This is a genomic window from Peribacillus sp. TH16 (assembly GCF_016651095.1).
Lineage (GTDB): Bacteria > Bacillota > Bacilli > Bacillales > DSM-1321 > Peribacillus > Peribacillus butanolivorans.
This window is the reverse complement of record NZ_JAEKEM010000009.1, coordinates 2,499,929-2,524,171: the sequence shown is the minus strand read 5'-3', so window position 1 is coordinate 2,524,171 and position 24,243 is coordinate 2,499,929. Positions and strand designations below refer to the sequence as shown.

Annotated in this window: 26 protein-coding genes and 1 tRNA gene; 24 read left to right on the top strand and 3 right to left on the bottom strand. The window is 40.0% G+C overall.

Going from position 1 to position 24,243, the window contains the following annotated elements; genetic code table 11:
- The first annotated feature begins 16 nt into the window (after positions 1 to 16).
- The 12 genes from hisB to JFV29_RS26255 all read left to right on the top strand — a co-directional run bounded on the left by hisB (position 17) and on the right by JFV29_RS26255 (position 10,560).
- The gene (gene hisB, locus JFV29_RS26310; RefSeq protein WP_056524495.1) at positions 17 to 604 is read left to right on the top strand and encodes an imidazoleglycerol-phosphate dehydratase HisB; all 588 of its coding nucleotides are present in this window, start codon (positions 17 to 19) and stop codon (positions 602 to 604) included.
- On the top strand, positions 605 to 1,237 hold the full coding sequence (hisH, locus tag JFV29_RS26305; protein ID WP_201187328.1) for an imidazole glycerol phosphate synthase subunit HisH: 633 nt from the start codon (positions 605 to 607) through the stop codon (positions 1,235 to 1,237).
- Positions 1,234 to 1,968, top strand: coding sequence for a 1-(5-phosphoribosyl)-5-[(5-phosphoribosylamino)methylideneamino]imidazole-4-carboxamide isomerase (hisA, locus tag JFV29_RS26300; protein WP_201187326.1), 735 nt, complete (start codon positions 1,234 to 1,236; stop codon positions 1,966 to 1,968). Before hisH ends, hisA begins: the two co-directional genes overlap by 4 nt.
- Positions 1,969 to 2,727, top strand: coding sequence for an imidazole glycerol phosphate synthase subunit HisF (gene hisF, locus JFV29_RS26295; RefSeq protein WP_053348604.1), 759 nt, complete (start codon positions 1,969 to 1,971; stop codon positions 2,725 to 2,727).
- A complete protein-coding gene (gene hisIE / locus JFV29_RS26290) occupies positions 2,724 to 3,380 on the top strand; it encodes a bifunctional phosphoribosyl-AMP cyclohydrolase/phosphoribosyl-ATP diphosphatase HisIE (RefSeq protein ID WP_201187324.1) in 657 nt (218 codons plus the stop codon). The genes hisF and hisIE overlap by 4 nt, the downstream gene beginning before the upstream one ends.
- A gap of 385 nt (positions 3,381 to 3,765) precedes the next feature.
- Positions 3,766 to 5,268, top strand: coding sequence for a tetratricopeptide repeat protein (locus JFV29_RS26285; protein ID WP_201187322.1), 1,503 nt, complete (start codon positions 3,766 to 3,768; stop codon positions 5,266 to 5,268).
- Positions 5,269 to 5,371: 103 nt separating this feature from the next.
- Positions 5,372 to 6,319 (top strand): thioredoxin-disulfide reductase, encoded by a 948-nt coding sequence (trxB, locus tag JFV29_RS26280; RefSeq protein WP_201187319.1) that lies wholly within the window; start codon positions 5,372 to 5,374, stop codon positions 6,317 to 6,319.
- A 560-nt stretch (positions 6,320 to 6,879) separates the two neighbouring features.
- A complete protein-coding gene (locus JFV29_RS26275) occupies positions 6,880 to 7,338 on the top strand; it encodes an 8-oxo-dGTP diphosphatase (RefSeq protein ID WP_053348608.1) in 459 nt (152 codons plus the stop codon).
- Positions 7,339 to 7,382: 44 nt separating this feature from the next.
- Positions 7,383 to 8,285, top strand: coding sequence for an RNase adapter RapZ (gene rapZ / locus JFV29_RS26270; protein WP_098177239.1), 903 nt, complete (start codon positions 7,383 to 7,385; stop codon positions 8,283 to 8,285).
- Positions 8,275 to 9,261 carry a gluconeogenesis factor YvcK family protein gene (locus JFV29_RS26265; protein WP_056524509.1) on the top strand — a complete coding sequence of 329 codons (987 nt, stop codon included), beginning with the start codon at positions 8,275 to 8,277 and terminating at the stop codon, positions 9,259 to 9,261. Before rapZ ends, JFV29_RS26265 begins: the two co-directional genes overlap by 11 nt.
- Before the next feature lie 67 nt (positions 9,262 to 9,328).
- Entirely contained in the window at positions 9,329 to 10,282 is a 954-nt protein-coding gene (gene whiA, locus JFV29_RS26260) for a DNA-binding protein WhiA (protein WP_056524512.1), read from the top strand.
- 20 nt (positions 10,283 to 10,302) lie between these two features.
- Positions 10,303 to 10,560, top strand: coding sequence for an HPr family phosphocarrier protein (locus JFV29_RS26255; protein ID WP_053348612.1), 258 nt, complete (start codon positions 10,303 to 10,305; stop codon positions 10,558 to 10,560).
- A 97-nt stretch (positions 10,561 to 10,657) separates the two neighbouring features.
- Here JFV29_RS26255 and clpP read toward each other — a convergent pair whose 3' ends face one another.
- Positions 10,658 to 11,263 carry an ATP-dependent Clp endopeptidase proteolytic subunit ClpP gene (gene clpP, locus JFV29_RS26250; RefSeq protein WP_053348613.1) on the bottom strand — a complete coding sequence of 202 codons (606 nt, stop codon included), beginning with the start codon at positions 11,261 to 11,263 and terminating at the stop codon, positions 10,658 to 10,660.
- Between the two features lie 299 nt (positions 11,264 to 11,562).
- Between clpP and JFV29_RS26245 the strand changes: the two genes are divergently transcribed.
- The 10 genes from JFV29_RS26245 (at position 11,563) to JFV29_RS30045 (ending at position 21,164) form a co-directional block, all read left to right on the top strand.
- Positions 11,563 to 11,634 (top strand) — tRNA-Arg (locus JFV29_RS26245).
- A 329-nt stretch (positions 11,635 to 11,963) separates the two neighbouring features.
- The gene (rpoN, locus tag JFV29_RS26240) at positions 11,964 to 13,301 is read left to right on the top strand and encodes an RNA polymerase factor sigma-54 (RefSeq protein ID WP_242486948.1); all 1,338 of its coding nucleotides are present in this window, start codon (positions 11,964 to 11,966) and stop codon (positions 13,299 to 13,301) included.
- Positions 13,302 to 13,315: 14 nt separating this feature from the next.
- The gene (locus tag JFV29_RS26235; protein ID WP_235566054.1) at positions 13,316 to 13,558 is read left to right on the top strand and encodes a glutaredoxin family protein; all 243 of its coding nucleotides are present in this window, start codon (positions 13,316 to 13,318) and stop codon (positions 13,556 to 13,558) included.
- A 139-nt stretch (positions 13,559 to 13,697) separates the two neighbouring features.
- Entirely contained in the window at positions 13,698 to 14,732 is a 1,035-nt protein-coding gene (locus JFV29_RS26230; protein WP_201187315.1) for a sugar-binding transcriptional regulator, read from the top strand.
- Positions 14,733 to 14,764: 32 nt separating this feature from the next.
- Positions 14,765 to 15,772, top strand: a complete 1,008-nt coding sequence (gap, locus tag JFV29_RS26225) for a type I glyceraldehyde-3-phosphate dehydrogenase (protein ID WP_201187312.1) — start codon at positions 14,765 to 14,767, stop codon at positions 15,770 to 15,772.
- A 247-nt stretch (positions 15,773 to 16,019) separates the two neighbouring features.
- Entirely contained in the window at positions 16,020 to 17,204 is a 1,185-nt protein-coding gene (locus tag JFV29_RS26220; RefSeq protein WP_201187311.1) for a phosphoglycerate kinase, read from the top strand.
- Positions 17,205 to 17,250: 46 nt separating this feature from the next.
- Positions 17,251 to 18,012, top strand: coding sequence for a triose-phosphate isomerase (gene tpiA / locus JFV29_RS26215; RefSeq protein WP_201188120.1), 762 nt, complete (start codon positions 17,251 to 17,253; stop codon positions 18,010 to 18,012).
- On the top strand, positions 18,005 to 19,540 hold the full coding sequence (gene gpmI / locus JFV29_RS26210; RefSeq protein ID WP_201187309.1) for a 2,3-bisphosphoglycerate-independent phosphoglycerate mutase: 1,536 nt from the start codon (positions 18,005 to 18,007) through the stop codon (positions 19,538 to 19,540). Before tpiA ends, gpmI begins: the two co-directional genes overlap by 8 nt.
- Before the next feature lie 30 nt (positions 19,541 to 19,570).
- The gene (eno, locus tag JFV29_RS26205; RefSeq protein WP_053348619.1) at positions 19,571 to 20,866 is read left to right on the top strand and encodes a phosphopyruvate hydratase; all 1,296 of its coding nucleotides are present in this window, start codon (positions 19,571 to 19,573) and stop codon (positions 20,864 to 20,866) included.
- Positions 20,867 to 21,002: 136 nt separating this feature from the next.
- Complete coding sequence (locus JFV29_RS30045) at positions 21,003 to 21,164, top strand: hypothetical protein (RefSeq protein ID WP_207198792.1); 162 nt, start codon at positions 21,003 to 21,005, stop codon at positions 21,162 to 21,164.
- A 355-nt stretch (positions 21,165 to 21,519) separates the two neighbouring features.
- Here JFV29_RS30045 and JFV29_RS26200 read toward each other — a convergent pair whose 3' ends face one another.
- Together JFV29_RS26200 and JFV29_RS26195 are read right to left on the bottom strand one after the other, a co-directional pair.
- A complete protein-coding gene (locus JFV29_RS26200) occupies positions 21,520 to 22,344 on the bottom strand; it encodes a M15 family metallopeptidase (RefSeq protein WP_201187307.1) in 825 nt (274 codons plus the stop codon).
- Between the two features lie 55 nt (positions 22,345 to 22,399).
- Positions 22,400 to 22,942, bottom strand: a complete 543-nt coding sequence (locus JFV29_RS26195) for a hypothetical protein (protein WP_201187305.1) — start codon at positions 22,940 to 22,942, stop codon at positions 22,400 to 22,402.
- Between the two features lie 175 nt (positions 22,943 to 23,117).
- Here JFV29_RS26195 and secG point away from each other — a divergent pair, with 175 nt between their 5' ends.
- Together secG and JFV29_RS26185 are read left to right on the top strand one after the other, a co-directional pair.
- Positions 23,118 to 23,351: a preprotein translocase subunit SecG gene (gene secG, locus JFV29_RS26190; protein WP_053348623.1), complete on the top strand. Its 234-nt coding sequence runs from the start codon at positions 23,118 to 23,120 to the stop codon at positions 23,349 to 23,351.
- A gap of 143 nt (positions 23,352 to 23,494) precedes the next feature.
- Positions 23,495 to 24,241 carry an alpha/beta hydrolase gene (locus JFV29_RS26185; protein WP_056524536.1) on the top strand — a complete coding sequence of 249 codons (747 nt, stop codon included), beginning with the start codon at positions 23,495 to 23,497 and terminating at the stop codon, positions 24,239 to 24,241.
- Positions 24,242 to 24,243 lie beyond the last annotated feature (2 nt).

The window sequence follows — 24,243 nt, the reverse complement described above, 5'->3', positions numbered from 1 at the left end:
ATGAGGAGGAGTTGTAATGGAGCGTTTTGCTAGTGTGGAGCGGAAGACGAATGAGACTGATATTAGCTTGAAGTTTGGTGTGGATGGGGAAGGGAATTCCTCAATTATGACGGGTGTTCCGTTTATGACGCATATGCTTGATTTGTTCACGAAGCACGGGAAGTTTGATTTGACCGTTGATGCGAAGGGTGATACAGAAGTCGATGATCATCATACAACTGAAGATATTGGTATTTGCTTAGGTCAAACATTATTGGAAGCTCTTGGAGACAAGCGTGGTATAAAGCGTTACGGAAATGCTTTCGTACCTATGGATGAAGCACTTGCGCAGGTTGTCATCGATTTAAGTAATCGGCCGCATCTTGAGTTTCGTGCAGAGTTTCCTTCACAAAAGGTTGGTACATTCGATACTGAATTAGTGCACGAGTTCCTTTGGAAGTTCGCGCTTGAAGCCCGGATGAACCTTCATGTTGTCGTTCATTACGGTCACAACACGCATCATATGATTGAGGCGATATTTAAAGCGCTTGGGCGTGCATTGGACGAAGCTACTACCATTGATCCTCGTGTTAAAGGTATTCCTTCAACGAAAGGAATGTTGTAAATGATAGGAATCGTCGATTACGGAATGGGGAATTTATTCTCTGTCAGTAAAGGGCTGGAACGACTTGGAGCTGACTCATTCATTTCCGATGATCCAGAAGAACTTTCTAAAGCGACAGGCATTATTCTTCCCGGTGTCGGTTCTTTCAGAGATGCTATGAGTCTTTTGGAAAAACAAAAGCTTGATGAATTCCTGAAAAAATACGTAGCCGGTGGAGGTTATTTATTAGGCATATGCTTGGGTATGCAGCTTCTCTTTGATGAAAGCGAGGAAAATGGACCAGCAAAAGGATTATCTCTCATCCCAGGTAAAGTCGTTCGTTTTACGGGGATGGATGCCAATGAGATGACTTATAAGGTGCCGCACATGGGCTGGAATCGTCTTGAATTTAAACATGTATCGCCAGTGATCGAAGGCCTTGAAGAGGAACACGTTTATTTCGTCCATTCTTATTACGCTGATACTGATGAGTCATACATTACCGCTTCAGCAACTTATGATGTGGAAGTACCGGCGATTGTTGGCAAAGGAAATGTATTTGGGATGCAGTTTCATCCGGAAAAAAGCGGCCAGATGGGCATGTCACTCTTAAAAAATTATTTGACATTAGTAGAAGGGAAGGGAAAAGCTTGAGCAACTTTACGATTTACCCAGCGATTGATATGCGTGGAGGCAAATGCGTTCGCTTAATCCAGGGAGACTACAATCAGGAAACGGTTTATGGCGATTCCCCCTTTGATATGGCTAAAAGTTTTGCGGACCAAGGAGCGGATTGGATACATATGGTTGATCTGGATGGAGCTAAAGAAGGCGTTCGTATCAACGATTCCTACGTTATTAAAGCAGCCAAAGAGTTAGGTGCCCGCGTCCAAATTGGCGGAGGCATTCGAACGGAGCAGGACATTGCTCATTATCTTGATAATGGTGTAGAGCGTGTAATTCTAGGCAGCTCGGCCGTTTCAGACCCGGAATTTACTAAAGATATGATCAGAAAATATGGAAACCATATCGCGATTGGCATTGATGCGAAGGATGGTAAGGTTGCCACTCATGGCTGGCTTCAAACGTCAGAAACAAAGGCCATAGAGCTTGGGAAACTACTAGCTGATGCTGGCGCAGAGACATTTATCGTGACCGATATCGCAACAGACGGCATGCTTTCAGGACCAAATGTGCACGGGATTGTGGCAATGGCGAAGGCAACTGGCAAAAATGTAATTGCTTCTGGCGGCATTAGTTCACTCGAAGATCTAATCACCCTCAAGGAGTATGAAGCTCAAGGTGTTGCAGGGGCGATTATTGGCAAGGCGCTTTATACTAATCGCTTTACTGTAAAAGAAGCGGTAGAAAAGGTGCGTGGTTAAATGCTGACCAAAAGAATTATTCCTTGTCTGGATGTAAAAGACGGACGTGTGGTTAAGGGGATACAATTTGTTTCCTTAAGGGATGCCGGGGATCCAGTCGAGCTAGCTGCCTTTTACGACCAAGAAGGTGCTGATGAGCTTGTCTTTCTTGATATTTCTGCTTCACACGAAGGTAGGGAAACGATTGTAGACGTCGTTCAAGCGGTTGCAGGCAGTCTAGCAATCCCGTTTACAGTTGGCGGCGGTATTAATTCGCTAGCTGATATGAAGAAGATTCTACGTGCTGGTGCAGATAAAGTATCTTTAAATACAGCAGCTGTTTTACGACCTGACTTAATTAATGAAGGTTCCGATTATTTTGGTGCTCAATGTATCGTAATTGCTATTGATGCGCGATATGATGAAGAGCTTGGTTCATGGCGCGTTTATACCCATGGCGGTCGAAAACCGACTGAATGGGAAGTAATTGATTGGGCGAAGGAAGCGGTCACACGTGGTGCTGGTGAAATTTTATTGACAAGCATGGATTGTGACGGAGAAAAACAGGGCTTTAATATCGCATTAACAAAAGCGGTATCGGAAGCAGTTTCGGTTCCTGTTATTGCTTCTGGCGGTGCAGGTAACGCGGAGCATTTCCAGGAAGCATTTGAAGAAGGAAAAGCGGACGCAGGGTTAGCAGCCTCAATTTTTCATTATAAAGAAACATCTGTTAAAGAAGTCAAAACGTTTCTCAAACAACAAGGAGTGGTTGTACGATGAATCTCGAAACTATTAGATATGACGAAAAAGGTCTGGTTCCGGCGATTGTCCAAGATGCAGGAACTGGCGAAGTGCTGACACTTGCTTATATGAATAAAGAATCCTTGCAATTATCCATAGAAAAAGGAGAAACCGTGTTCTTCAGCCGTTCACGCAATGAGTTATGGCATAAGGGAGAAACGAGTGGAAATACGCAAAAAATCACAGAAATGAAGTATGACTGCGATCAGGATGCAATAGTCGTTCGTGTTGTTCCTGCAGGGCCGGCATGCCATACAGGTGCAACAAGCTGTTTCAGCGAAACGATTTATCAAAATAAAGAAGCGCAACAAGCGGTACAGACAAATGTGACTTTCTTGACGGAATTAGAGAAATTGATTGGAAAAAGAAAAACGGAAATGCCTGAAGGATCTTATACAACCTACCTATTCGATAAGGGCGTTGATAAAATCTTGAAAAAAGTAGGGGAAGAAGCTGCTGAAGTGATCATTGCTGCTAAAAACCGCGATGCTGAAGAGCTTTCTATGGAAAGTGCAGACCTTCTCTATCACTTATTTGTTCTTCTTCAAGAACAAGAATTGCCTTTCCAAGCAGTGCTTGATGTACTGAAGGCCAGACATTCTGATAAAGACGAACCTAAAGAAAATGAATAAATAAATAGTCAAATACCCTCCCAAATCCGGAGGGTATTTTTCCTTATAAAGGTTTTGTTCTGAGTGTTTACGACGACAATCATCAACGAATCAAGGTAAAATTTAAAAGTCATGAGCCCGGAAGATTACCGGGTTCATGCCCTCAAGGCTGCCTAATTAAATAAAGTGTCTAACTTTTTGGGTTCACTTCATAATCTTGGCTCTTTTTTACACCTGTGAAGGAAAACATTTATGAGAAAATGATGATTCAAAACCCGTGTATTTTGCCTGATAATTTCTAAATAAAAGTATCATAAATCCGTTTTCCATTTTCTTGAATTATTCGGCAAAAATTCTTCAATATGTTATAATACTATGGTTAATCAACTTGTAGATGGAGGATTACATGAGTAAAGACTCTAAATTTGGCCAACAGGCAAAAATTCTAACCTTTCACCCGACAGGTGAGTATTATTTCACCAAGGGTCTAAAAGCATATCATAGACGAGAACTACCTAAATCAAAAAAATACTTGGAACGTGCGCTGGAACTTGAACCGTCAGAACCGATGATAGCCTGTCAATTGGCAATCACCTGCTCAGAGATCGGCGAATATAATTATTCAAATAACCTCCTGGAAAATATCTTGGATGTGATGGATCCATATATGTCGGAATGCCATTACTTCCTGGCGAATAATTATGCTCATTTAGGCATGTTCAAGGAGGCTTACCGCCACGCGAGTGCATACCTGGATAAAGAAGAAGACGGAGAGTTCAGCGATGATGCAGAGGATCTTCTTGAACTCATTACCTTCGAGTCGGATGAATCCGAAGAAAATCTCTTTAAGCATGATGGACTTATTTCCAAGCAGGAAAAGGCTCGTGAGTATTTAGAATCGGGGAATTTCCCTAAGGCAATTGAAGTACTAAAAGAAACGATTGCCGAATACCAGGATTATTGGTCGGCTTATAATAATCTAGCACTTGCTTATTTTTACCTTGGTCAGGTAGATGAAGCTTTTGAAACGTTGGATGAGGTACTTGAAAAAAGTCCAGGAAACTTACATGCGCTTTGTAACCTGGTGGTTTTCCATCATTATCAACAGGATGAGGATAAGGTGGAAGAGCTTATACAAATGCTCGAAAAAATTCGGCCGATGTTATCTGAACATCGCTTCAAGCTTGGTGCGACTTTCGCGTTAATCGGGAACTATGCATCCGCATATAAATGGCTAAAAATATTGCAGAAACAAGGGTTTGAAGGAGATGGGACCTTCTACTATTGGCTTACCATATCGGCCTTCCATTTAGGACATGAACAGGCAGCTAGAAAAGCTTGGAAAAGGGTTGTAGAAATGAATCCGGAAAAAGAAGGCATGGAGCCTTGGGGAGATATGAATGCAACTTCTGATGGTTTTGAACATCATTTTCCTTCCATTATAAAACGGCTTGAAAGCGAATTTATTGAAGAAAGACTGTTTGCTATTTTCCTTTTGAAACATTCGGTTCATAAGCAAAAGCTATTGAAAAACCAGGTACTCAACCTGAATCAGAACTTCACTGACTTGGAAAGGGATTATGCAGACCTGGTGCAAGCTCCTGCAAAAAATCGTCAACTGACACCCATTGATTTTGCCGATCGAACGGCTGAATTATTATATCAGCATTTTCAACCGATTCAATTAGATGAAGCTGGGCTCTATTTAATGTGGTTTTCTGTCTTCATCGAAGCGGTTAAATCAGAGCAAAAGCTTAATAATCCAGCAGGCTGGGCATCTGCAGTCGAATACGTATGGAATCAGCTTAAAAATGAAAAGATGAGCAAGCAGGCAATAGCAGACAAACATTTCATATCGGTGTCGACCTTATCGAAGTATGTAAAATTGGTTCAAACGCTCCTAGAGTGAGCAGATATTTGGACGAAAAATTATTTGTTATATAGGATAATAGGTAGGGAACACTAACCTTAGTGAAGGTTCCATTTGTTATGGAATATGGAGGAGTGAGAACATGTCTGAAAAAATTTATGACGTTGTTATTATCGGAGCTGGTCCTGCTGGGATGACGGCTGCTGTCTATACATCACGTGCGAACCTTTCAACATTGATGTTAGAACGCGGAGTACCAGGCGGCCAAATGGCGAACACAGAGGAAGTTGAAAACTATCCAGGATTCGACACTATCCTCGGACCTGAACTTTCAACAAAAATGTTTGACCATGCCAAGAAATTTGGTGCGGAGTATGCCTATGGTGATGTTAAGGAAATCATCGACGGGGAAGAGTATAAAACAATTGTTGCCGGTTCTAAAGAATTTAAAGCTCGTTCGATCATTATTTCTTCAGGTGCCGAATACAAGAAAATCGGCGTTCCTGGCGAAAAAGAATTAGGCGGACGTGGTGTATCGTATTGTGCTGTTTGTGATGGAGCATTCTTCAAAGAAAAAGAACTGTTCGTTATCGGCGGAGGAGACTCTGCAGTTGAAGAGGGTGTGTACTTAACTCGTTTTGCTTCGAAAGTAACGATCGTTCACAGACGTGAAGAGCTTCGTGCACAGAAAATCCTTCAGGATCGTGCGTTTGCCAATGAAAAAATTAACTTCATCTGGAATCATACTTTGAAGCAAATTAATGAAGAAGGCGGTAAAGTTGGTGGTGTCACTCTTGTTTCCACAGTAAATGGAGAAGAGAAAGTAATGGACGCAGACGGTGTATTCATCTATATCGGAATGTTGCCACTAACTAAGCCATTTGAAAAATTAGGCATCTTGAATTCTACAGGCTACATCGAAACGAATGATCGGATGGAAACACGGGTCCCAGGTATTTTTGCTGCTGGAGATGTTCGTGAAAAAACTTTGCGCCAAATTGTTACAGCAACAGGTGATGGAAGTATTGCTGCTCAATCTGTTCAGCATTATGTGGAAGAACTTCAAGAAAAGTTGCAACCGAAGGCTTAAGTATTATAATTTATATACAAAAATTTACACATCGTAATTCTGTTTTAATTATGTTGTAACACCAGTGAAATAATGATTGGGTATAGTAAGAGTAGAAGTTGACCCCCTTTTATTATAAAACGTTGAGGACACAGATTAAGAATCTGTGTCTTTTTTTCGTTTCCTGCTTTAAGACTATATCTCCCCTACCATTTTCTAGGAAGAATCAATATGTTGTAATAGAAAGTAAGATAGCCATCTGCATTTAGGGAATGAAAGTGGAGAAGAATAGGAGGTAAGCTAGAGAAGAAATTTACTCGGTAATTCCACGAGATGAATATTCCCCCAATGCAGGAAGGTTACTTTATTGTTAGCTTATTTCAAAAATAGTATAATGATAAGATATACTAAACATATATCATTCATAAGGGTAAGATTTAAAATACAGCTTGTTTGAACTATAAGCATTTGTAAATCGCCAAATGGATGTCTAGCGGCGGTTTAAAGATATAAACTGAATCTCTGGAACACAAGAGTGAAGGTTTCTATAGTCGAGCAGAGGCCAATTTGAGGTGAAGAACGTGCAACGTGTCACAAACTGTGTATTGATTAAGGATAATCAAATCTTATTATTAAAAAAACCAAGACGCGGATGGTGGGTAGCTCCTGGTGGCAAGATGGAGCCCGGAGAATCTATACGTGATGCCTGTATAAGAGAATTTCGCGAAGAAACAGGTGTTTATTTAAAAAACCCTACCATCAAAGGCATTTTCACCTTCATTATGAAGGATGGGGATAAGGTGTTGTCAGAATGGATGATGTTTACTTTCTTTGCTACGGACTCTGATGGTGTCAATGTAGATGTATGTGAAGAAGGGGAGCTTTTCTGGCACCCTATTGAAGATGTTAAAAAGCTGAAAATGGCTGAAGGGGATTTTCACATTCTGGACTATATGGTTCATGGAAGTGGAATTATTTACGGAACGTTTACCTATACACCTGAATTTAAGTTGCTTTCTTATCGGTTAGATCCAGGTTAATATTTACGTATAAAAAAGATTGCTATACATGGGGGCGGAGAAAAATGAGTACAGGGCAGATGAATGAAACGCAATTGGTCATCATAACTGGAATGTCAGGAGCAGGAAAGACGGTGGCGGTTCAAAGTTTTGAAGACCTCGGCTTTTTTTGCGTCGATAATTTGCCGCCCACTTTATTGCCAAAGTTTTTGGAGTTAATGAAGGACTCTGGGAATAAGATGAATAAAGTAGCACTTGTTATGGATTTACGGGGGAGAGAATTTTTTGATTCCTTATTTCTTGCTTTGGACAAATTAACAGAAACATCATCGGTTTCACCAAGAATTCTTTTTCTTGAAGCTGATGATGATTCCTTGGTCTGTCGATATAAGGAAACGAGAAGGACCCATCCATTAGCTCCATTAGGCCGGCCATTAGAAGGTATTAAAATGGAACGGGAACTCTTGGATGAACTAAAAGGAAGGGCTCAGTTGATTTTTAATACTTCACAGCTGAAGCCACGTGAACTAAGGGAAAAAATTGCTTCAGAATTTTCAACGGATAAAAGTGTAGGATTTACAGTCAATGTCATGTCCTTTGGGTTCAAGCATGGTCTACCTATAGATGCAGACCTTGTGTTTGATGTACGTTTTCTACCCAATCCGTACTATATTGACCACATGAGGCCAAAGACGGGGTTGGAGCAAGAAGTATCTAGCTACGTTTTAAAATGGAGTGAGACACAAAAGTTTTTAGAAAAGGTAACAGATCTGCTTACCTTTATGCTTCCATATTATAAGCGTGAAGGGAAAGCGCAACTTGTTATTGCGATTGGGTGTACAGGAGGTCAGCACCGTTCTGTAGCATTGACTGAGTATATTTCGAACTACTTCCAAAAGGATTACAGGGTTCAGGTGTCTCATCGAGATATCGAAAAAAGTAAGGGGAAAGTAAAAGATGTTAAATAAAAAGAACCGGCCTAAAGTTGTGATCATTGGAGGGGGAACTGGCCTTCCGGTTTTATTAAGAGGATTAAAGAAGCATCCAGTGGATATAACAGCAATCGTTACGGTAGCTGATGATGGTGGAAGTTCAGGGCGCCTTCGTGAGGACATGGATATCCCCGCACCTGGTGATATTCGTAACGTTCTTGCTGCATTGTCAGATGTAGAGCCTCTTGTTGAGCAAATGTTTCAGCATCGCTTTCAGAGTAAAAATGAGTTGTCCGGGCATTCGTTGGGGAATCTGATTCTCGCTGCTATGACCTCATTAACGGGAGATTTCGTCCATGCAATCCAGGAAATGAGTAAATTCTTGAATGTCCGGGGTAAAGTACTGCCAGCTGCCAACCAAAGTGTGGTTCTCCAAGCGGAAATGGATGATGGATCGATTGTTACTGGAGAATCCAAAATCCCCTTTTCAGGAAAGAAAATAAAAAAAGTATTTCTGTCGCCCCAACATATAAAGCCGCTAAGTGAAACTCTCCAAGAAATCAAGCAGGCAGATCTTATCGTCATCGGTCCAGGAAGCTTATATACTAGCATTCTGCCTAATCTACTTGTTCCAGGTCTTGGTGAAGAAGTAGGCCGCTCTAAGGCGAAGAAAGTGTACATTTGCAATTTAATGACACAAGCAGGCGAGACGCTGGATTATAGCGCAAGCGATCATATAAAAGCTATATATGATCATATGGGAAATGCATATATTGACAGGATACTTGTTAATAATGAGGAAATACCGTCTGAAATTCAGGAACGTTATAAAGCTGAATATGCCAAACCGGTTGTGTACGATGTGGAAAGTTTAAAAAGAATGGGTCTTGAAATCATACAAGAACGCATTTTTAGCTATGAAGGTAATGTAATACGCCATGACACAAAAAAAGTGGCAGATTTGCTTTATAATATGCTGGTAAATGAAACGAAAAGTCATATAGTTCCGTAGATATAAGTGGATACTGCTTTTTGACTAATAAAAAGAGATTACCTGCGTTCGATTGGGGGTGAAATGGATGTCTTTTGCTTCAGAAACAAAAAAAGAGCTTACTACATTGGAAGGAAAGGATTGTTGCGGAAAAGCAGAATTGTGTGCACTTATCCGGATGAATGGATCCCTTTCATTTTCTAATCGGAAGCTTGTTGTGGATATTCAAACTGAAAATGCAGCGATTGCCAGACGGATTTACACGCTGTTGAAAAAAAGTTATGAGGTCCAGGTCGAGCTGCTGGTTCGTAAAAAGATGAAGCTTAAAAAGAATAATGTTTATATTGTCAGGATGTCATCTGGAGGGCAGCGGATTTTAACCGATTTAGAAATTTTAGGCGAGGGCTTTGAAATTCTCCATGCTATATCCGATACTATTGTTGGGAAAAAATGTTGTAAGCGTTCATATCTAAGAGGTGCATTTCTTGCGGGAGGTTCGGTCAATAATCCGGAAACGTCTTCCTATCATCTTGAGATTTTCTCACTTTATAAAGAGCACAATGATGCGCTTTGTGAGCTAATGAATAAGTTTGGTTTAAAGGCTAAGACGCTAGAACGTAAAAAAGGGTATATCATTTATTTAAAAGAAGCCGAAAAAATTGCAGAGTTTTTAAGTATTGTGGGAGCTCATTCAGCTTTATTAAGGTTTGAGGATGTAAGAATTGTCCGTGATATGCGTAATTCCGTAAATCGCCTTGTGAATTGTGAAACAGCTAATTTGAACAAAACGATTGGGGCCTCATTGCGTCAGGTTGAAAATATCCATTACATTGAGGATACGGTAGGATTAAATATTTTACCAGATAAGCTTCGGGAAATTGCGGAGCTAAGGATAGCATTTCAGGATATAACATTAAAGGAACTTGGAGAAATGGTATCAGGAGGAAACATCAGTAAGTCGGGGATTAATCATCGGTTGCGAAAAATTGATGAAATAGCTGATAGACTCCGTGGAGGAGAAGCTATTGCTGCGAAAAAATAAAGCTAACAGGGGAGATCAAGATGGTGGAAAAACAAGTAGAAGTACGACTAAAAACAGGTTTACAAGCACGACCGGCTGCTCTTTTTGTTCAAGAAGCTAACCGCTTTCATTCAGATGTTTTCCTTGAAAAAGAAGGAAAAAAAGTGAATGCAAAAAGTATTATGGGATTAATGAGTCTTGCCATTAGCTCTGGCGTGTCCGTCAAGCTTATTGTTGAAGGCCGTGATGAAAAAGAAGCAATAGAGGCATTAGAAGAATTCGTACAGCAAGAAGGATAAAATAAGAGGGTGCCGACAAGCATCCTCTTAAAGTTTTCACATAAAAGAAAAAGGACTCAAAAGTCGCTTTATGCTACTTTCGAGTCCTTTAGTTTTATTATTTGTCTTTTTTATCTTCAAGATTGCTACGAGTGATGACTTTGTCAATCAAGCCATATTCAAGAGCTCTTTCAGAGGTCATGAAGTTATCGCGTTCTGTATCTCTTTGAAGGACTTCTATAGGTTGTCCAGTACGTTCTGCTAGGATTTGGTTTAATTTGTCTTTCAAGTGAAGGATACGGCGTGCTGCAATTTCAATTTCCGTTGCTTGACCTTGAGCTCCTCCAAGTGGTTGGTGAATCATGACTTCACTGTTTGGCAGGGCATAACGTTTGCCTTTTTCACCAGCAGCCAATAGGAATGCACCCATAGAAGCAGCCATACCAATACAAACAGTTGATACATTTGGTTTAATATATTGCATTGTATCGTAGATAGCCATACCAGATGTGATGCTTCCACCTGGGCTGTTGATATATAAAGTAATATCTTTTTCAGGATTTTCTGCTTCTAAAAATAGTAATTGAGCAACAATAGAATTGGAAACATTGTCATCAATTGCGCTTCCAAGCATAATGATCCGGTCTTTTAATAAACGGGAATAAATATCGTAGGCACGCTCCCCACGACTTGTTTGTTCGATAACTGTAGGAATTAAATTCATGTTCATTTCCTCCTTCGATTAAGAGAATCATTTAAATTCTTTATGTATGTATGATACACTTTTTGGTCAATTTAGGTCAAACAAAACAAACCCTATAATTGATAATTTGTTCGACAATTTTCTAGCTAAGTCTCCTTCCTAATTAAATTTATTTATAATTATGCCGCACAGGGATGAATTTCCACATTACCCATAATACCCAAAAGCCGAAGTTTTAAACCTGATAACCCTTGCAAAGGAAGGCATTCTATCATATAATGAAGTCTGTCGAAAAAATATAGTAAATGATCTTCTATTTCGCCCTCGTAGTGCAACGGATAGAACGCAAGCCTCCGAAGCTTGAAATGCAGGTTCGATTCCTGCCGAGGGCATTACCAATCTCCTGCTTAATTAAGTAGGGGATTTTTTATTTGTTATTTTTAAGTGAAGGCATCCGACGGCTCCTAGCGATTTTTGATGAATTTAATCGATTTCCGTAAATTTCCATCAAATCCTGTAATATCACCCTATTTTGGAAAAAAATAGTCATTACCCTTGGAAAATGTTGATTTCTCAATAAAAGTAGTTGTGAAAATCGCATTCCTGACATATAGTATTTAAAACAAATACACTATTCAGAAAAAAACGTAAGCGTTTTCATGGGTTTTTGTGTAGAATTTTCTCCTGATAATGTAAAATGAAATAGGGGAGGGATGAATCGATGAGTATGAATATGAAAGCAGGACTTTTTCAACAGCAAACATTAAAAATGGCAATGACCCAGGAGCTGATGCAAGCTATTACATTGTTGCAGTACTCCGCACAAGAGCTTTCCGCTTTTTTAGAAAATAAAATGGTGGAAAATCCATTACTGTCCCTAGATCAGCCAACATCTGCTTTGTTTCAGCCAACCCTTGACCGGAAAAAGGGTAAACGAACTCTTAAAAATACGTATGATGCTAATTATTGGATTGAACAAATCAGTGAAGATACCCTTTCACTTGAACAGCATGTCATGTCGCAAGTGAATCACCAGCAACTTTCTGGTGAGCAGCAGAAGGCGATGTTGCTCTTAATTCATAACCTTGATGAAAACGGTTACTTGCGAATCCAGCTGGAAGATATATGTGTTCCGGGGATATCTTCAGTCGTTTTAGAAGAGAGCCTACGACTTTTACAGCAACTCGAGCCGCATGGGCTTGCAGCGAGGAATCTTCAAGAATGTCTTTTACTTCAGGTAAAAGCAGAAGGTGTGAATCTGCTGGCAGAATCGATCATAGAGAACCATTTCCTCGATTTTGCTGAAAAGCGGTGGAAAGACTTAAGTAAAAAAATTGGCGCTACAATGAAGGAGATTCAAGAAGTTTTTGATTATGTCCAGACATTGAATCCGCGTCCTGCTTCACTCTTTTTTCAGGAAAAACCATCCTATATTGTGCCGGATGTAGTCGTGGAAGTTCGTGACGGAATCCTGCTTGTCGGGAATTATGATGGTAACACACCTAATCTTAATGTGGATAAAGGGTATTTAAACAGAATGAAGAGTCATAAGGACCAGGGAGTGCAACGTTTTATCCAGGATAAGTGGCAAGAATACCAATGGATCTCAAGAGGGATTCAACAGAGAAAAGAGACTATATTGAAGGTTATTCAGTGTATAGTCGAAAAACAGCCAGCTTGCTTTCATCACGGTTTAAATTATTTAAAGCCGATGACCATGAAAGAAATCGCCGACGAGCTTGGCATACATGAGTCCACAGTAAGCCGGGCTGTTAAAGGGAAATACGTGCAGACACCATTTGGTACGATAGAGATGCGGATATTTTTCACTACTTCTTTACAATCTGTCGGCCTTGATGAAGATATGTCGGGCATGCAAGCAAAAAAAAGCCTCCAGGCAGCGATCAATTGTGAAAATAAACAAAAGCCGCTTTCTGACCAGGACTTGGCTGAACGATTAAAAGAGGAGAATGGAATTATTCTGGCACGTCGAACTGTCGCCAAATACCGGGAACAATTAGGGATTCCTTCTTCATCTAAACGAAAAAGATATGATTGAAAAGGATGAGTAATTTGGAATCAAATGTGTTTGTTTTATACAGCAGGGAAAAATGTCCATTATGTGAAAAGGCCAAACAAATTCTTGAAGAGATTAAATTTGAATCAGGTATAGTATATACGGAAATTGATATCTATTCTGATGATGCTTTACTTGAAAAGTTCGGGCTTATGATTCCTGTTATAGAATGGAAAGGTAATATAATTCAATTCGGAAATGTTGATAAATCAGCTTTAAATAGGCTTGTGGAAAAATAATTTTTCAAATCATTTGAAGAAACATTCCGTTCCTGCTAGAATAAAATATGTAGCAGGAATATTTTTTTGTTTTAAGTGGGACATTAAATGACTATGCGGGACATAAAGTGTCCAACTTTAACTTTTAGGAGTTTTAAACATGCGTACATTACTCGAGGTACAAAGAAAATTATTACCTGATTTCCTTATGGTTATGCAAAAAAGATATGATATCCTGCGTTATATCAAAATGATGCAGCCAGTTGGAAGGCGAAGTCTGGCAGTTAGCCTTAATTTGACGGAGCGGACGCTAAGAGGTGAGGTTGATTTTCTGAAAAGTCAGAACCTGATAAATATATTCAGTTCTGGAATGACTCTCACTGATGAAGGGATGGAGATCCTGGATAAGTTAGAAGGAATAATGCGTGAAGTAATGGGTATAGACATAATGGAACGGAAGTTGCAGGACATATTACAAGTTGATGAAGTCATCATAGTCTCTGGTAATTGTGATGAAATTCCATGGGTAAAAAAAGAATTGGGCAAAGCATGTGCAAACCGTATGAAACAAGAGTGGGAATCAAAGAATACCATTGCTGTTACAGGTGGATCAACAATGGCCGAAGTAGCTAATTCTTTGTCACCTGATGCAGCGTCAAGGAAATTGACATTTGTCCCTGCTCGCGGCGGAATTGGTGAAGCTGTACAGAATCAAGCTAATACCATTGTAGAGAAAATGGCACATAAGACGCATGCCTCGTACCGAGTGTTATATGTACCTGATCAATTAAGCGGTGAGGTATATGCTTCCTTTATGAAAGAACCTGCAATTAAAGAAGTTATTTCCCAAATCAAGTCAGCCGATATGATTATCCATGGAATTGGTGATGCTTTGGCAATGGCTAAAAGAAGAAATTCTACACCAGAAATGCTAAAGAAGCTGATTGATGGAAATGCTGTAGGAGAAGCATTCGGTTATTATTACGATGAAAACGGAAAAGTTGTTCATAAAGTTTTGACTGTCGGCATTCAATTAGATGATCTTAGCCCTGAAAAGCGAGTGATTACTGTAGCAGGTGGGAAAACTAAAGCAAAAGCAATCCGTTCATATATGAAAGGTGCACCTTCATCGACGGTTTTAATCACGGATGAAGCGGCAGCACAAGAGTTAATTCAGGGGAATTATACCCCTTAATATATTTGCGAACTTAAAAGGAGGAATTTTTCATGACAGTAAAAGTTGGAATTAATGGTTTTGGACGTATTGGACGTAATGTATTTCGGGCAGCATTGAGTAATCCTGAGGTAGATATTGTAGCTATTAACGACTTAACAGATGCTAATATGTTAGCGCACCTTCTGCAATATGATTCAATTCATGGCTCTCTTAATGAAAAAGTAACAGTGGATGGGGATTACTTAGTTGTTGATGGCCATAAAGTTAAAGTATTGGCTGAACGTGATCCTGCACAGTTAGCATGGGGAGAACTAGGAGTAGAAGTAGTTGTAGAATCTACAGGACGTTTTACAAAACGTTCCGATGCTGCTAAACATTTAGAAGCTGGCGCGAAAAAAGTTATTATTTCAGCTCCTGCATCTGATGAAGATATCACGATCGTTATGGGTGTAAACGAAGACAAATATGATGCAGAAAACCACCACGTTATTTCAAATGCTTCTTGTACGACGAACTGTTTAGCTCCATTTGCTAAAGTGCTTCATGAACAATTCGGAATTAAACGCGGTATGATGACTACAGTTCACTCTTATACAAATGATCAGCAAATCCTTGATTTGCCTCATAAAGATTATCGTCGAGCACGTGCAGCGGCTGAAAATATCATTCCTACAACAACTGGGGCAGCAAAAGCTGTTGCACTTGTTCTTCCTGAACTTAAAGGGAAATTGAATGGTATGGCAATGCGTGTACCTACTCCGAACGTATCTGTAGTCGACCTTGTTGCAGAGCTTGAAAAAGATGTAACAGCTGAAGAAGTAAATGCAGCATTTAAAAAGGCATCAGAAGGAGAACTAAAAGGAATTCTTGATTACAGCGAACTTCCTCTAGTATCAGGAGACTATAACGGTAACGCATCATCTTCTACAATTGATGCTCTTTCCACGATGGTAATGGAAGGAAACATGGTAAAAGTATTATCTTGGTATGATAATGAAACAGGATATTCTAGCCGTGTTGTAGATTTAATCGACTATTTGGCTAAAAAAGGATTGTAATTAGAATATTAAAAAAACCTCACCAAGGTGAGGTTTTTTTAATAACACCTCTAAAAAAACTTGGCAGAAGATGATATTATTAGTAAGTCATTAAACAGTCAAGCGTTTACATTTCTTGTTTTTGGATAATTTCCTGGAAACCGACTATAATGAAAAAGAGAAAAGGGGAGTTGGGATATTTACCCTCTCCCTTTTTGACTAAAAGAATCAAAAATATGTTAACAATATCTAAGGGGGTTCTTGGATTATGAATAAAAAGTCGATTAGAGATATTGAATTAAAGGGGAAACGCGTATTTTGCCGTGTTGATTTCAACGTTCCGATGCAGGACGGAAAGATTTCGGATGATACGAGAATCAAAGCTGCACTGCCGACGATTTCCTATCTGACAGAACAAGGTGCTAAAGTTATTTTAGCCAGCCACCTTGGTCGTCCAAAGGGACAAGTTGTTGAAGAATTACGCCTAGCTCCTGTTGCGGAAAGACTAAGTGAACTTAGTGGCAAAGATGTACAAAAGGCTGAAGAAGCTTACGGGGAGTCAGTTCAATCAATCATTGATAACATGGGAAATGGCGAGATTCTATTATTGGAAAACGTTCGTTTCTATCCTGGTGAGGAGAAGAACGATCCTGAATTAGCGAAGTCATTTGCTGCATTGGCTGATGTTTATGTAAATGATGCATTCGGAGCTGCGCACCGTGCACATGCTTCAACGGAAGGGATAGCCCATCATCTTCCTGCTGTTGCTGGATTGTTAATGGAAAAAGAGCTTGCGGTATTAGGAAAAGCTCTATCCAATCCAGAACGTCCTTTTACAGCTATAATTGGGGGAGCAAAGGTAAAGGATAAAATAGGTGTTATCGAGAACCTGTTGGAAAATGTCGATCACTTGATTATTGGTGGTGGATTAGGTTATACATTTATTAAAGCACAAGGTCATGAAATCGGTAATTCTTTATTAGAAGAAGACAAAATCGAGCTGGCTAAATCTTTCATTGAGAGTGCGAAAGAAAAAGGCGTACAACTGCATTTGCCAATTGATGCTGTTGTAGCAGCAGAATTTTCACCTGATGCACAAGCCCAGAATGTCGATATTGATGCTATCCCAAATGATAAAATGGCGCTTGATATTGGACCTAAAACAAGTGAATTATTTGCAGATGTAATCAAGGGCTCTAAGCTAGTAATTTGGAATGGACCAATGGGTGTATTTGAATTCGATAAATTTGCGAATGGAACGAGAACTGTTGCTGAAGCATTGGCGGAAGCAAAAGATACTTACAGCATTGTAGGCGGAGGGGATTCTGCTGCAGCTGCTGAAAAGTTTGGCTTAGCAGAAAAGATGTCCCATATATCAACTGGTGGCGGTGCTTCTCTTGAGTTCATGGAAGGCAAAGAGCTTCCTGGAGTAGTAGCCTTGAACGATAAATAAGAGTGAACCGTTAAAAATATCAACTTTAGAAGGGATGAGAAACCAAATGCGAAAACCGATTATTGCAGGAAACTGGAAAATGAATAAAACACTATCTGAAGCGACTGCCTTTTTAGAAGAAGTGAGCAATTTGATTCCGAAGCAAGATTTAATCGATTCAGTTGTATGTGCTCCAGCTTTATTTTTGGATCAACTTGTTCAAGCAGCAAAAGGAACCGATGTGAAAATCGGGGCGCAAAACATGCACTTTGAAGAGAGTGGTGCCTTCACAGGAGAAATCAGTCCAATTGCTTTGGCTGATCTTGGTGTATCATATGTCATTCTTGGTCATTCTGAACGCCGGGAAATGTTCAATGAAACGGATGAAGCCGTAAATAAAAAAGCTCATGCTGCTTTTGCAAATCAGTTAACGCCTATCATTTGTTGTGGTGAAACACTAGAGCAGAGGGAAGCTGGAGAAACGAATGATTTCGTTGGTAGCCAGATTGAAAAAGGCCTTGCGGGGCTATCTGATGACCAATTGAAACAAGCCGTTATTGCTTATGAGCCGATTTGGGCGATTGGAACAGGGAAATCTTCATCTGCTCAGGATGCAAATGAAGTTTGTGCACATATCCGCTCAGTTGTTGCTGATAAGTTTTCTAACGAAGCAGCGGCAGCCATCCGCATTCAGTACGGCGGCAGTGTGAAGCCTGAGAATATCAAAGAGTACATGGCACAGCCTGATATTGACGGTGCATTGGTAGGCGGGGCAAGCTTGAAAACCGATTCCTTTTTACAATTGCTGGAGGCTGGTCACTATGAGTAAGTCGCCTGTGGCACTTATCATCTTAGACGGTTTTGGTTGCCGAAATGAAGAAGAAGGAAATGCTGTTTTTCATGCAAAAAAACCGAACTTTGATCGTTATTGGGACCAGTATCCGCATTCCCATTTAACTGCAAGCGGGGAAGCTGTCGGCTTGCCTGCTGGTCAAATGGGGAACTCTGAAGTGGGTCACTTGAATATAGGGGCCGGACGGATCGTTTATCAAAGTCTGACCCGTGTGAACCTAGCAATTCGTGAAGGAGAGTTTGCAGAAAACCAAACTTTTCTTGATGCCATGAACCATACCAAGAAAAAAGGTACAGACCTTCATCTTTTTGGTCTCCTTTCAGATGGCGGTGTGCACAGTCATATTGAACATATGTATGCCCTGCTGAAATTGGCGGCTAAAGAAGGAGTTAAAAACGTATATGTTCATGCATTTTTAGATGGACGGGATGTTGGACCGAAAACGGCACAAGGTTATATTAAGGATGCGGAAGCGAAAATGAAGGAAATTGGTGTTGGTCAGTTCGCGACCATATCCGGACGATATTATTCCATGGACCGTGATAAACGCTGGGAGCGTGTGGAAAAATCCTATCGTTCAATGGTGTACGGTGATGGACCTGCTTACCCTTCTGCGATGGAATGTGTAGAAGACTCTTACGAACATGGTATTTTTGATGAGTTCGTGATACCTTCAGTCATTACAGCGGAAGATGGGAAACCGGTAGCGACAATAAAAGATGATGATGCGGTTATTTTTTATAACTTCCGTCCAGACCGGGCAATTCAGATTTCAAATACGTTTACGAATAAGGATTTTCGATCATTTGACCGTGGTCCTGGTCATCCGAATAACCTGCATTTTGTCTGCTTGACACATTTTTCAGAAACAGTTGACGGATATGTTGCTTTTAAGCCAACAAATCTTGATAATACATTAGGGGAAGTACTTTCTCAAAATCAACTAACCCAGCTTCGCATTGCTGAAACTGAAAAGTATCCTCATGTGACATTTTTCATGAGCGGCGGACGTGAAGAGAAGTTTCCTGGAGAAGAGAGAATTTTAATTAATTCTCCGAAAGTTGCTACATATGATTTAAAGCCAGAAATGAGTGCTTATGAAGTGACGGATGCGTTGTTGGAACAAATTGAGGCGGACCGCTTTGATGCTATTCTTTTGAATTTTGCCAACCCGGATATGGTCGGCCATTCAGGGATGCTGGAGCCGACTATTAAAGCGATTGAAACCGTGGATGAGTGCCTAGGTAAAATTGTCGATCTAATCGTCTCAAAAGGCGGAACAGTAATCATAACCGCTGACCATGGGAATGCTGATGAAGTTGTAACGCTTGAAGGCAACCCCATGACAGCCCATACAACAAATCCTGTGCCTGTCATTATCACTAAAAATCAGGTAACATTAAGAACAGGTGGTATCCTAGGTGATTTAGCTCCAACGATGCTTGATTTGCTTGGAGTCGAAAAACCTGTTGAAATGACAGGGAAATCCCTATTATCTAAATAAAATTGTGAATTGGAAAAGGAGAGATTTATAATGCCGTACATCGAACATGTATATGCACGCGAAGTGCTAGATTCTCGTGGTAATCCAACAGTAGAAGTAGAAATCCAAACAGAGTCCGGATACTTCGGACGAGCAATTGTACCATCAGGTGCTTCCACAGGAGAACACGAAGCAGTTGAGCTTCGTGACGGAGATAAATCTCGTTACCTGGGTAAAGGGGTACAAAAAGCAGTTGATAATGTAAATGAGATCATTGCTGAAGCTGTCATCGGTTTGGATGTAACAAACCAAGCAGGCCTTGACCTTACCATGATTGAACTAGATGGTACAGAAAACAAAGGAAACTTGGGAGCAAATGCAATCCTTGGTGTATCAATGGCTGCAGCCCATGCTGCTGCGGAATTTTCCGGTTTACCATTGTATCGTTACCTTGGAGGGTTCAATGCGAAACAACTTCCAACTCCAATGATGAACATCATTAACGGTGGATCACATGCCGATAACAATGTCGACTTCCAGGAATTTATGATTCTTCCTGTCGGTGCTCCTAGCTTCAAAGAAGCAGTTCGTATGGGTGCTGAAGTATTCCATGCCTTAAAATCTGTTCTTTCTGCTAAAGGCCTGAACACGGCTGTTGGTGATGAAGGAGGATTTGCGCCAAACCTTGGTTCAAACCGTGAAGCGTTACAAGTCATTATCGAGGCAATTGAAAAAGCAGGCTACAAAGCTGGCGAAGATATCTACCTTGGTATGGACGTAGCTTCATCTGAATTCTATAACAAAGAAACAGGCAAATACGATCTTGCAGGCGAAGGCCGCAATGGAGTAACATCCGAAGAAATGGTTGCTTTCTATGAAGAGCTAGTGAATGAATTCCCGATTCTTTCTATTGAAGACGGCTTGGATGAAAATGACTGGGATGGACACAAACTTCTAACTGAACGCATAGGTTCAAAAGTTCAATTAGTGGGTGACGATTTATTTGTAACTAACACGAAAAAATTGGCTGAAGGCATCGAAAAAGGCATCGGCAACTCCATCCTGATCAAAGTGAACCAAATTGGTACACTAACTGAAACGTTTGATGCGATCGAAATGGCAAAACGCGCTGGTTACACTGCAGTCGTTTCCCACCGTTCAGGTGAAACAGAAGATGCTACAATCGCTGACATCGCTGTTGCAACAAACGCAGGGCAAATCAAAACCGGATCTATGTCTCGTACAGACCGTATCGCTAAATACAACCAACTTCTTCGCATCGAAGACCAGCTTGGTGACTTGGCTGTATATGGTGGCTTGAAATCTTTCTATAACTTGAAGAAGTAATCATTTTGAAGTCCGCTTCTGACGAGAAGCAGATTTAATTAGTACAGATTAATGCTTTTGACCTCCTATTTAAATGTGGTAATCCACATTTAAATAGGAGGTTTTTTTTGTTTATAAAGGATTTTTGAAGGAGTTCATGATAGAAATAAATAACTGGAAAGAATATTATCTAGTGGAAAAAGAATTTGGTGACACATTAATATATGTTTCTATTAAAGATATTAAACCTGATGAAGTTTTTAAATACATTTTGACTTTGTTAAATGGAAAAAGAGACGCGTATATAGTTTTTGTATAATGATGATTACTTAATAAAGTAGGAGATGAAAATCTTCTTCTTTTTTATTTCAATTGACCTTAATAGATTTGGCAAAGGGAACTAGGTGGATTTCATGAAATCACATGCAATCGACCAACTTCTTCGCATTGAAGACTAGCTTGGTGATCTTGCGGCTTGAAATCTTTCTATAACTTGAAGAAGTAATCTTCTAAAAAAGGCTGACTCTAAAATTCGTTGAAAGACGATAATACTGAGCCAGCTTTTTAATGAAAACCTTAATAACATTGGGGTCAAGCCTGATAAATAGATTTAATCAAACGTTTGATTAAATCGAATTCATCCAAAAAAAGGTGCCGCATCTGGGCACCTTTTTTTAATTATCCGTTACAGCTTGTACGGGAACTGCATTATAGAATTCTTCTAATGTACTATTAGTTTCAAAAATTTCAGCAGCGGTATCAACACCAACATAGCGGATGTGCCATGGTTCGTATTTATAGCCTGTGATGCTTTCCTTGCCTTTTGGATAGCGGATAATATATCCGTATTCATGGGCATGTTCGGCCAGCCAGGTAGCTTCATTTGTGTCGCCGAAGCAGTCTTGAGCAGCGCATGCACCATCATGGGTCGTAACATCAATAGCTAGACCTGTTTCATGCTCGCTTGTTCCGGGCAGAGCACTGTAGGTTTTAGCTTTTTCTTCCCCATCTCTTTTCACATAGTTATTAAAGATAGAGATTTGTGTTTGGTGTGAGCGGTAGGCAGAGACGCCAGCTAAATGCATGTTTTCTTTTTCAGCAGCTTGGAACATTTTTTCAAGAGCTTCTCCTGCTTCTTTTCGCATCATTCTTTTTTCAATTTTATCTTGAAAGATGAAATCTACTTTTGGATAGAAAAGATCGTCAGGTTTGTAATCTTCCGGCAGACTGTATTGTTTATTGACAAGGACAGGTATGCTTTCCGGTTCGGCCAATGTCTGAAGCCCTTTCTGTGCGGGTTTAACAGTCGTATCGACTTCTACCTGGCGTTGGGCCGATTCATTTGAATCACTTTTCTCATTAGTTTCTGTCTCCGTATCTTGGGAGATCGGCTGTTCTTCTTTTTGCTCTTTTTTATCATCGTTGGATAGGTCGAATGAACATCCAGCTAATAGAATAAAAGTTGAAAGAGCAGTTGCTGCAAATATAGGTTTTAACATATGAAAGGCCCCTTGCTTTTAAAATAAGATTTCCAAAGATAAAGTTTTTACAATATTACCGGGATAAATAGTCCCTTGTTAATTCACTCTGATATTTATCCAGAAATAATCCAATCCAGACTACCATCAACAAAAAAGGATAATCATTACGGACTGCGGCTTCCACGACTGGTGTAGACCAAAAGTGCGAAAGGAAACCAGATGACATTCTGATTGTCTCAAATGTGACTAGGGCGTGTAGCGATAGCCAGAGAATCGTAAGGGTATTAGTTCCAAACCCAATAACTGCGGCTACGATACTCAGTAAAACAGCTGCTGCCCCAATTAGAAGTACATGAAAGCTTGATTGGAAAAAGTCGACACTGCTATTGGAAAGTCCATTATAAATAATAGCAGTAAAATAAATAGTTGTCGTGATATATGCAGCAAATAATAAGTAACGGTTTCCGTGATACTTGGCAAGCAGCAATAAAAGCGGTGATAGGATGATTAACAGGACACTCATAAGGTTGCTACCGCCTGTCCATAAAGAATAACCGGCAACCGCCGAGAATAGGATGGTCAGGAGATCAAGAATCCGAAGTATGGACTTAAACATGGTGACACCTCTTTCTTCTCTTTATGTAAATTATCTCAAACTTTGATTCAAAAAGAAATCAATGACTATAAATGTTTAGAAGTTCTTACCATAAAATCATAACAAAGATTGTAGATATTTATTGGGTGTGGTAAAGTTAAATTAATTGTATTGGTCCTTCAGGAGGTGTAATTGCATGCATGCAATTCTCATAACGCTTTTAGTGATTGTTAGTATCGCTCTTATTGTGACGGTATTGCTTCAATCAGGAAAAAGTGCAGGTTTATCAGGTGCGATTGCCGGTGGTGCTGAGCAGTTATTCGGAAAACAAAAAGCACGCGGCTTAGACCTAATTTTACATCGGGCAACGATAGTATTAGCTGTTTTATTCTTTGCTTTAACTTTACTTGTTGCATTCTTTGATGTGTAATGGATCAAAAATGAGTCTAGCTAAATAGCTAGGCTTTTTTCTTTGCACTATAGTTGTATGTATAGATATAGTAATTTTAGCACTTAATGATAAAATACAGAAATTTTTTTGGATGCTATTTACAAATAAAGGAGCTTATAATCATGAAAATCAAGCTGCAACAGCCCTTTACTTTTGAAGGCGGAAAAAGAGCTGTCTTACTTTTACACGGATTTACGGGAAATTCTGCAGATGTACGTATGCTTGGCCGATACTTGGAGAAACAGGGATACACCTGTCATGCTCCACACTATAAAGGACATGGTGTGCCACCAGAGGAATTGGTAAAAACGGGTCCTGCTGATTGGTGGAAAGATGTCATGATGGCCTATGATTTTTTAAAAAGCAAAGGCCATGAAGAAATTGCTGTTGCTGGACTCTCATTAGGAGGCGTATTTTCTCTGAAATTAGGTTACACTGTACCTATAAAGGGTATCGTATCAATGTGTGCGCCTATGTATATTAAAAGTGAAGAAATGATGTATAAAGGAGTATTGGAGTACGCCAGAGAATTTAAGAAGTACGAAGGGAAAACACAAGAACAAATAGAGCAGGAAATGGACCGCTTTGCTGACAAACCTATGAATACATTGAAAGCTCTTCAGGAATTGATAACTGATGTACGAGAGCACGTCGATCATATCTACACGCCGACATTTGTCGTGCAGGGTCGGCATGATGATGTAATCAATCCGAAAAGTGCCGATATTATTTATGAAGCTATCGAATCACCTGTTAAACAAATCAAGTGGTATGAAGAATCCGGTCATGTCATAACCCTTGATAAAGAACGTAACCAGTTGCATGAAGATGTATTTGAATTTTTAGAAAGTCTGGATTGGTCCGAATAACA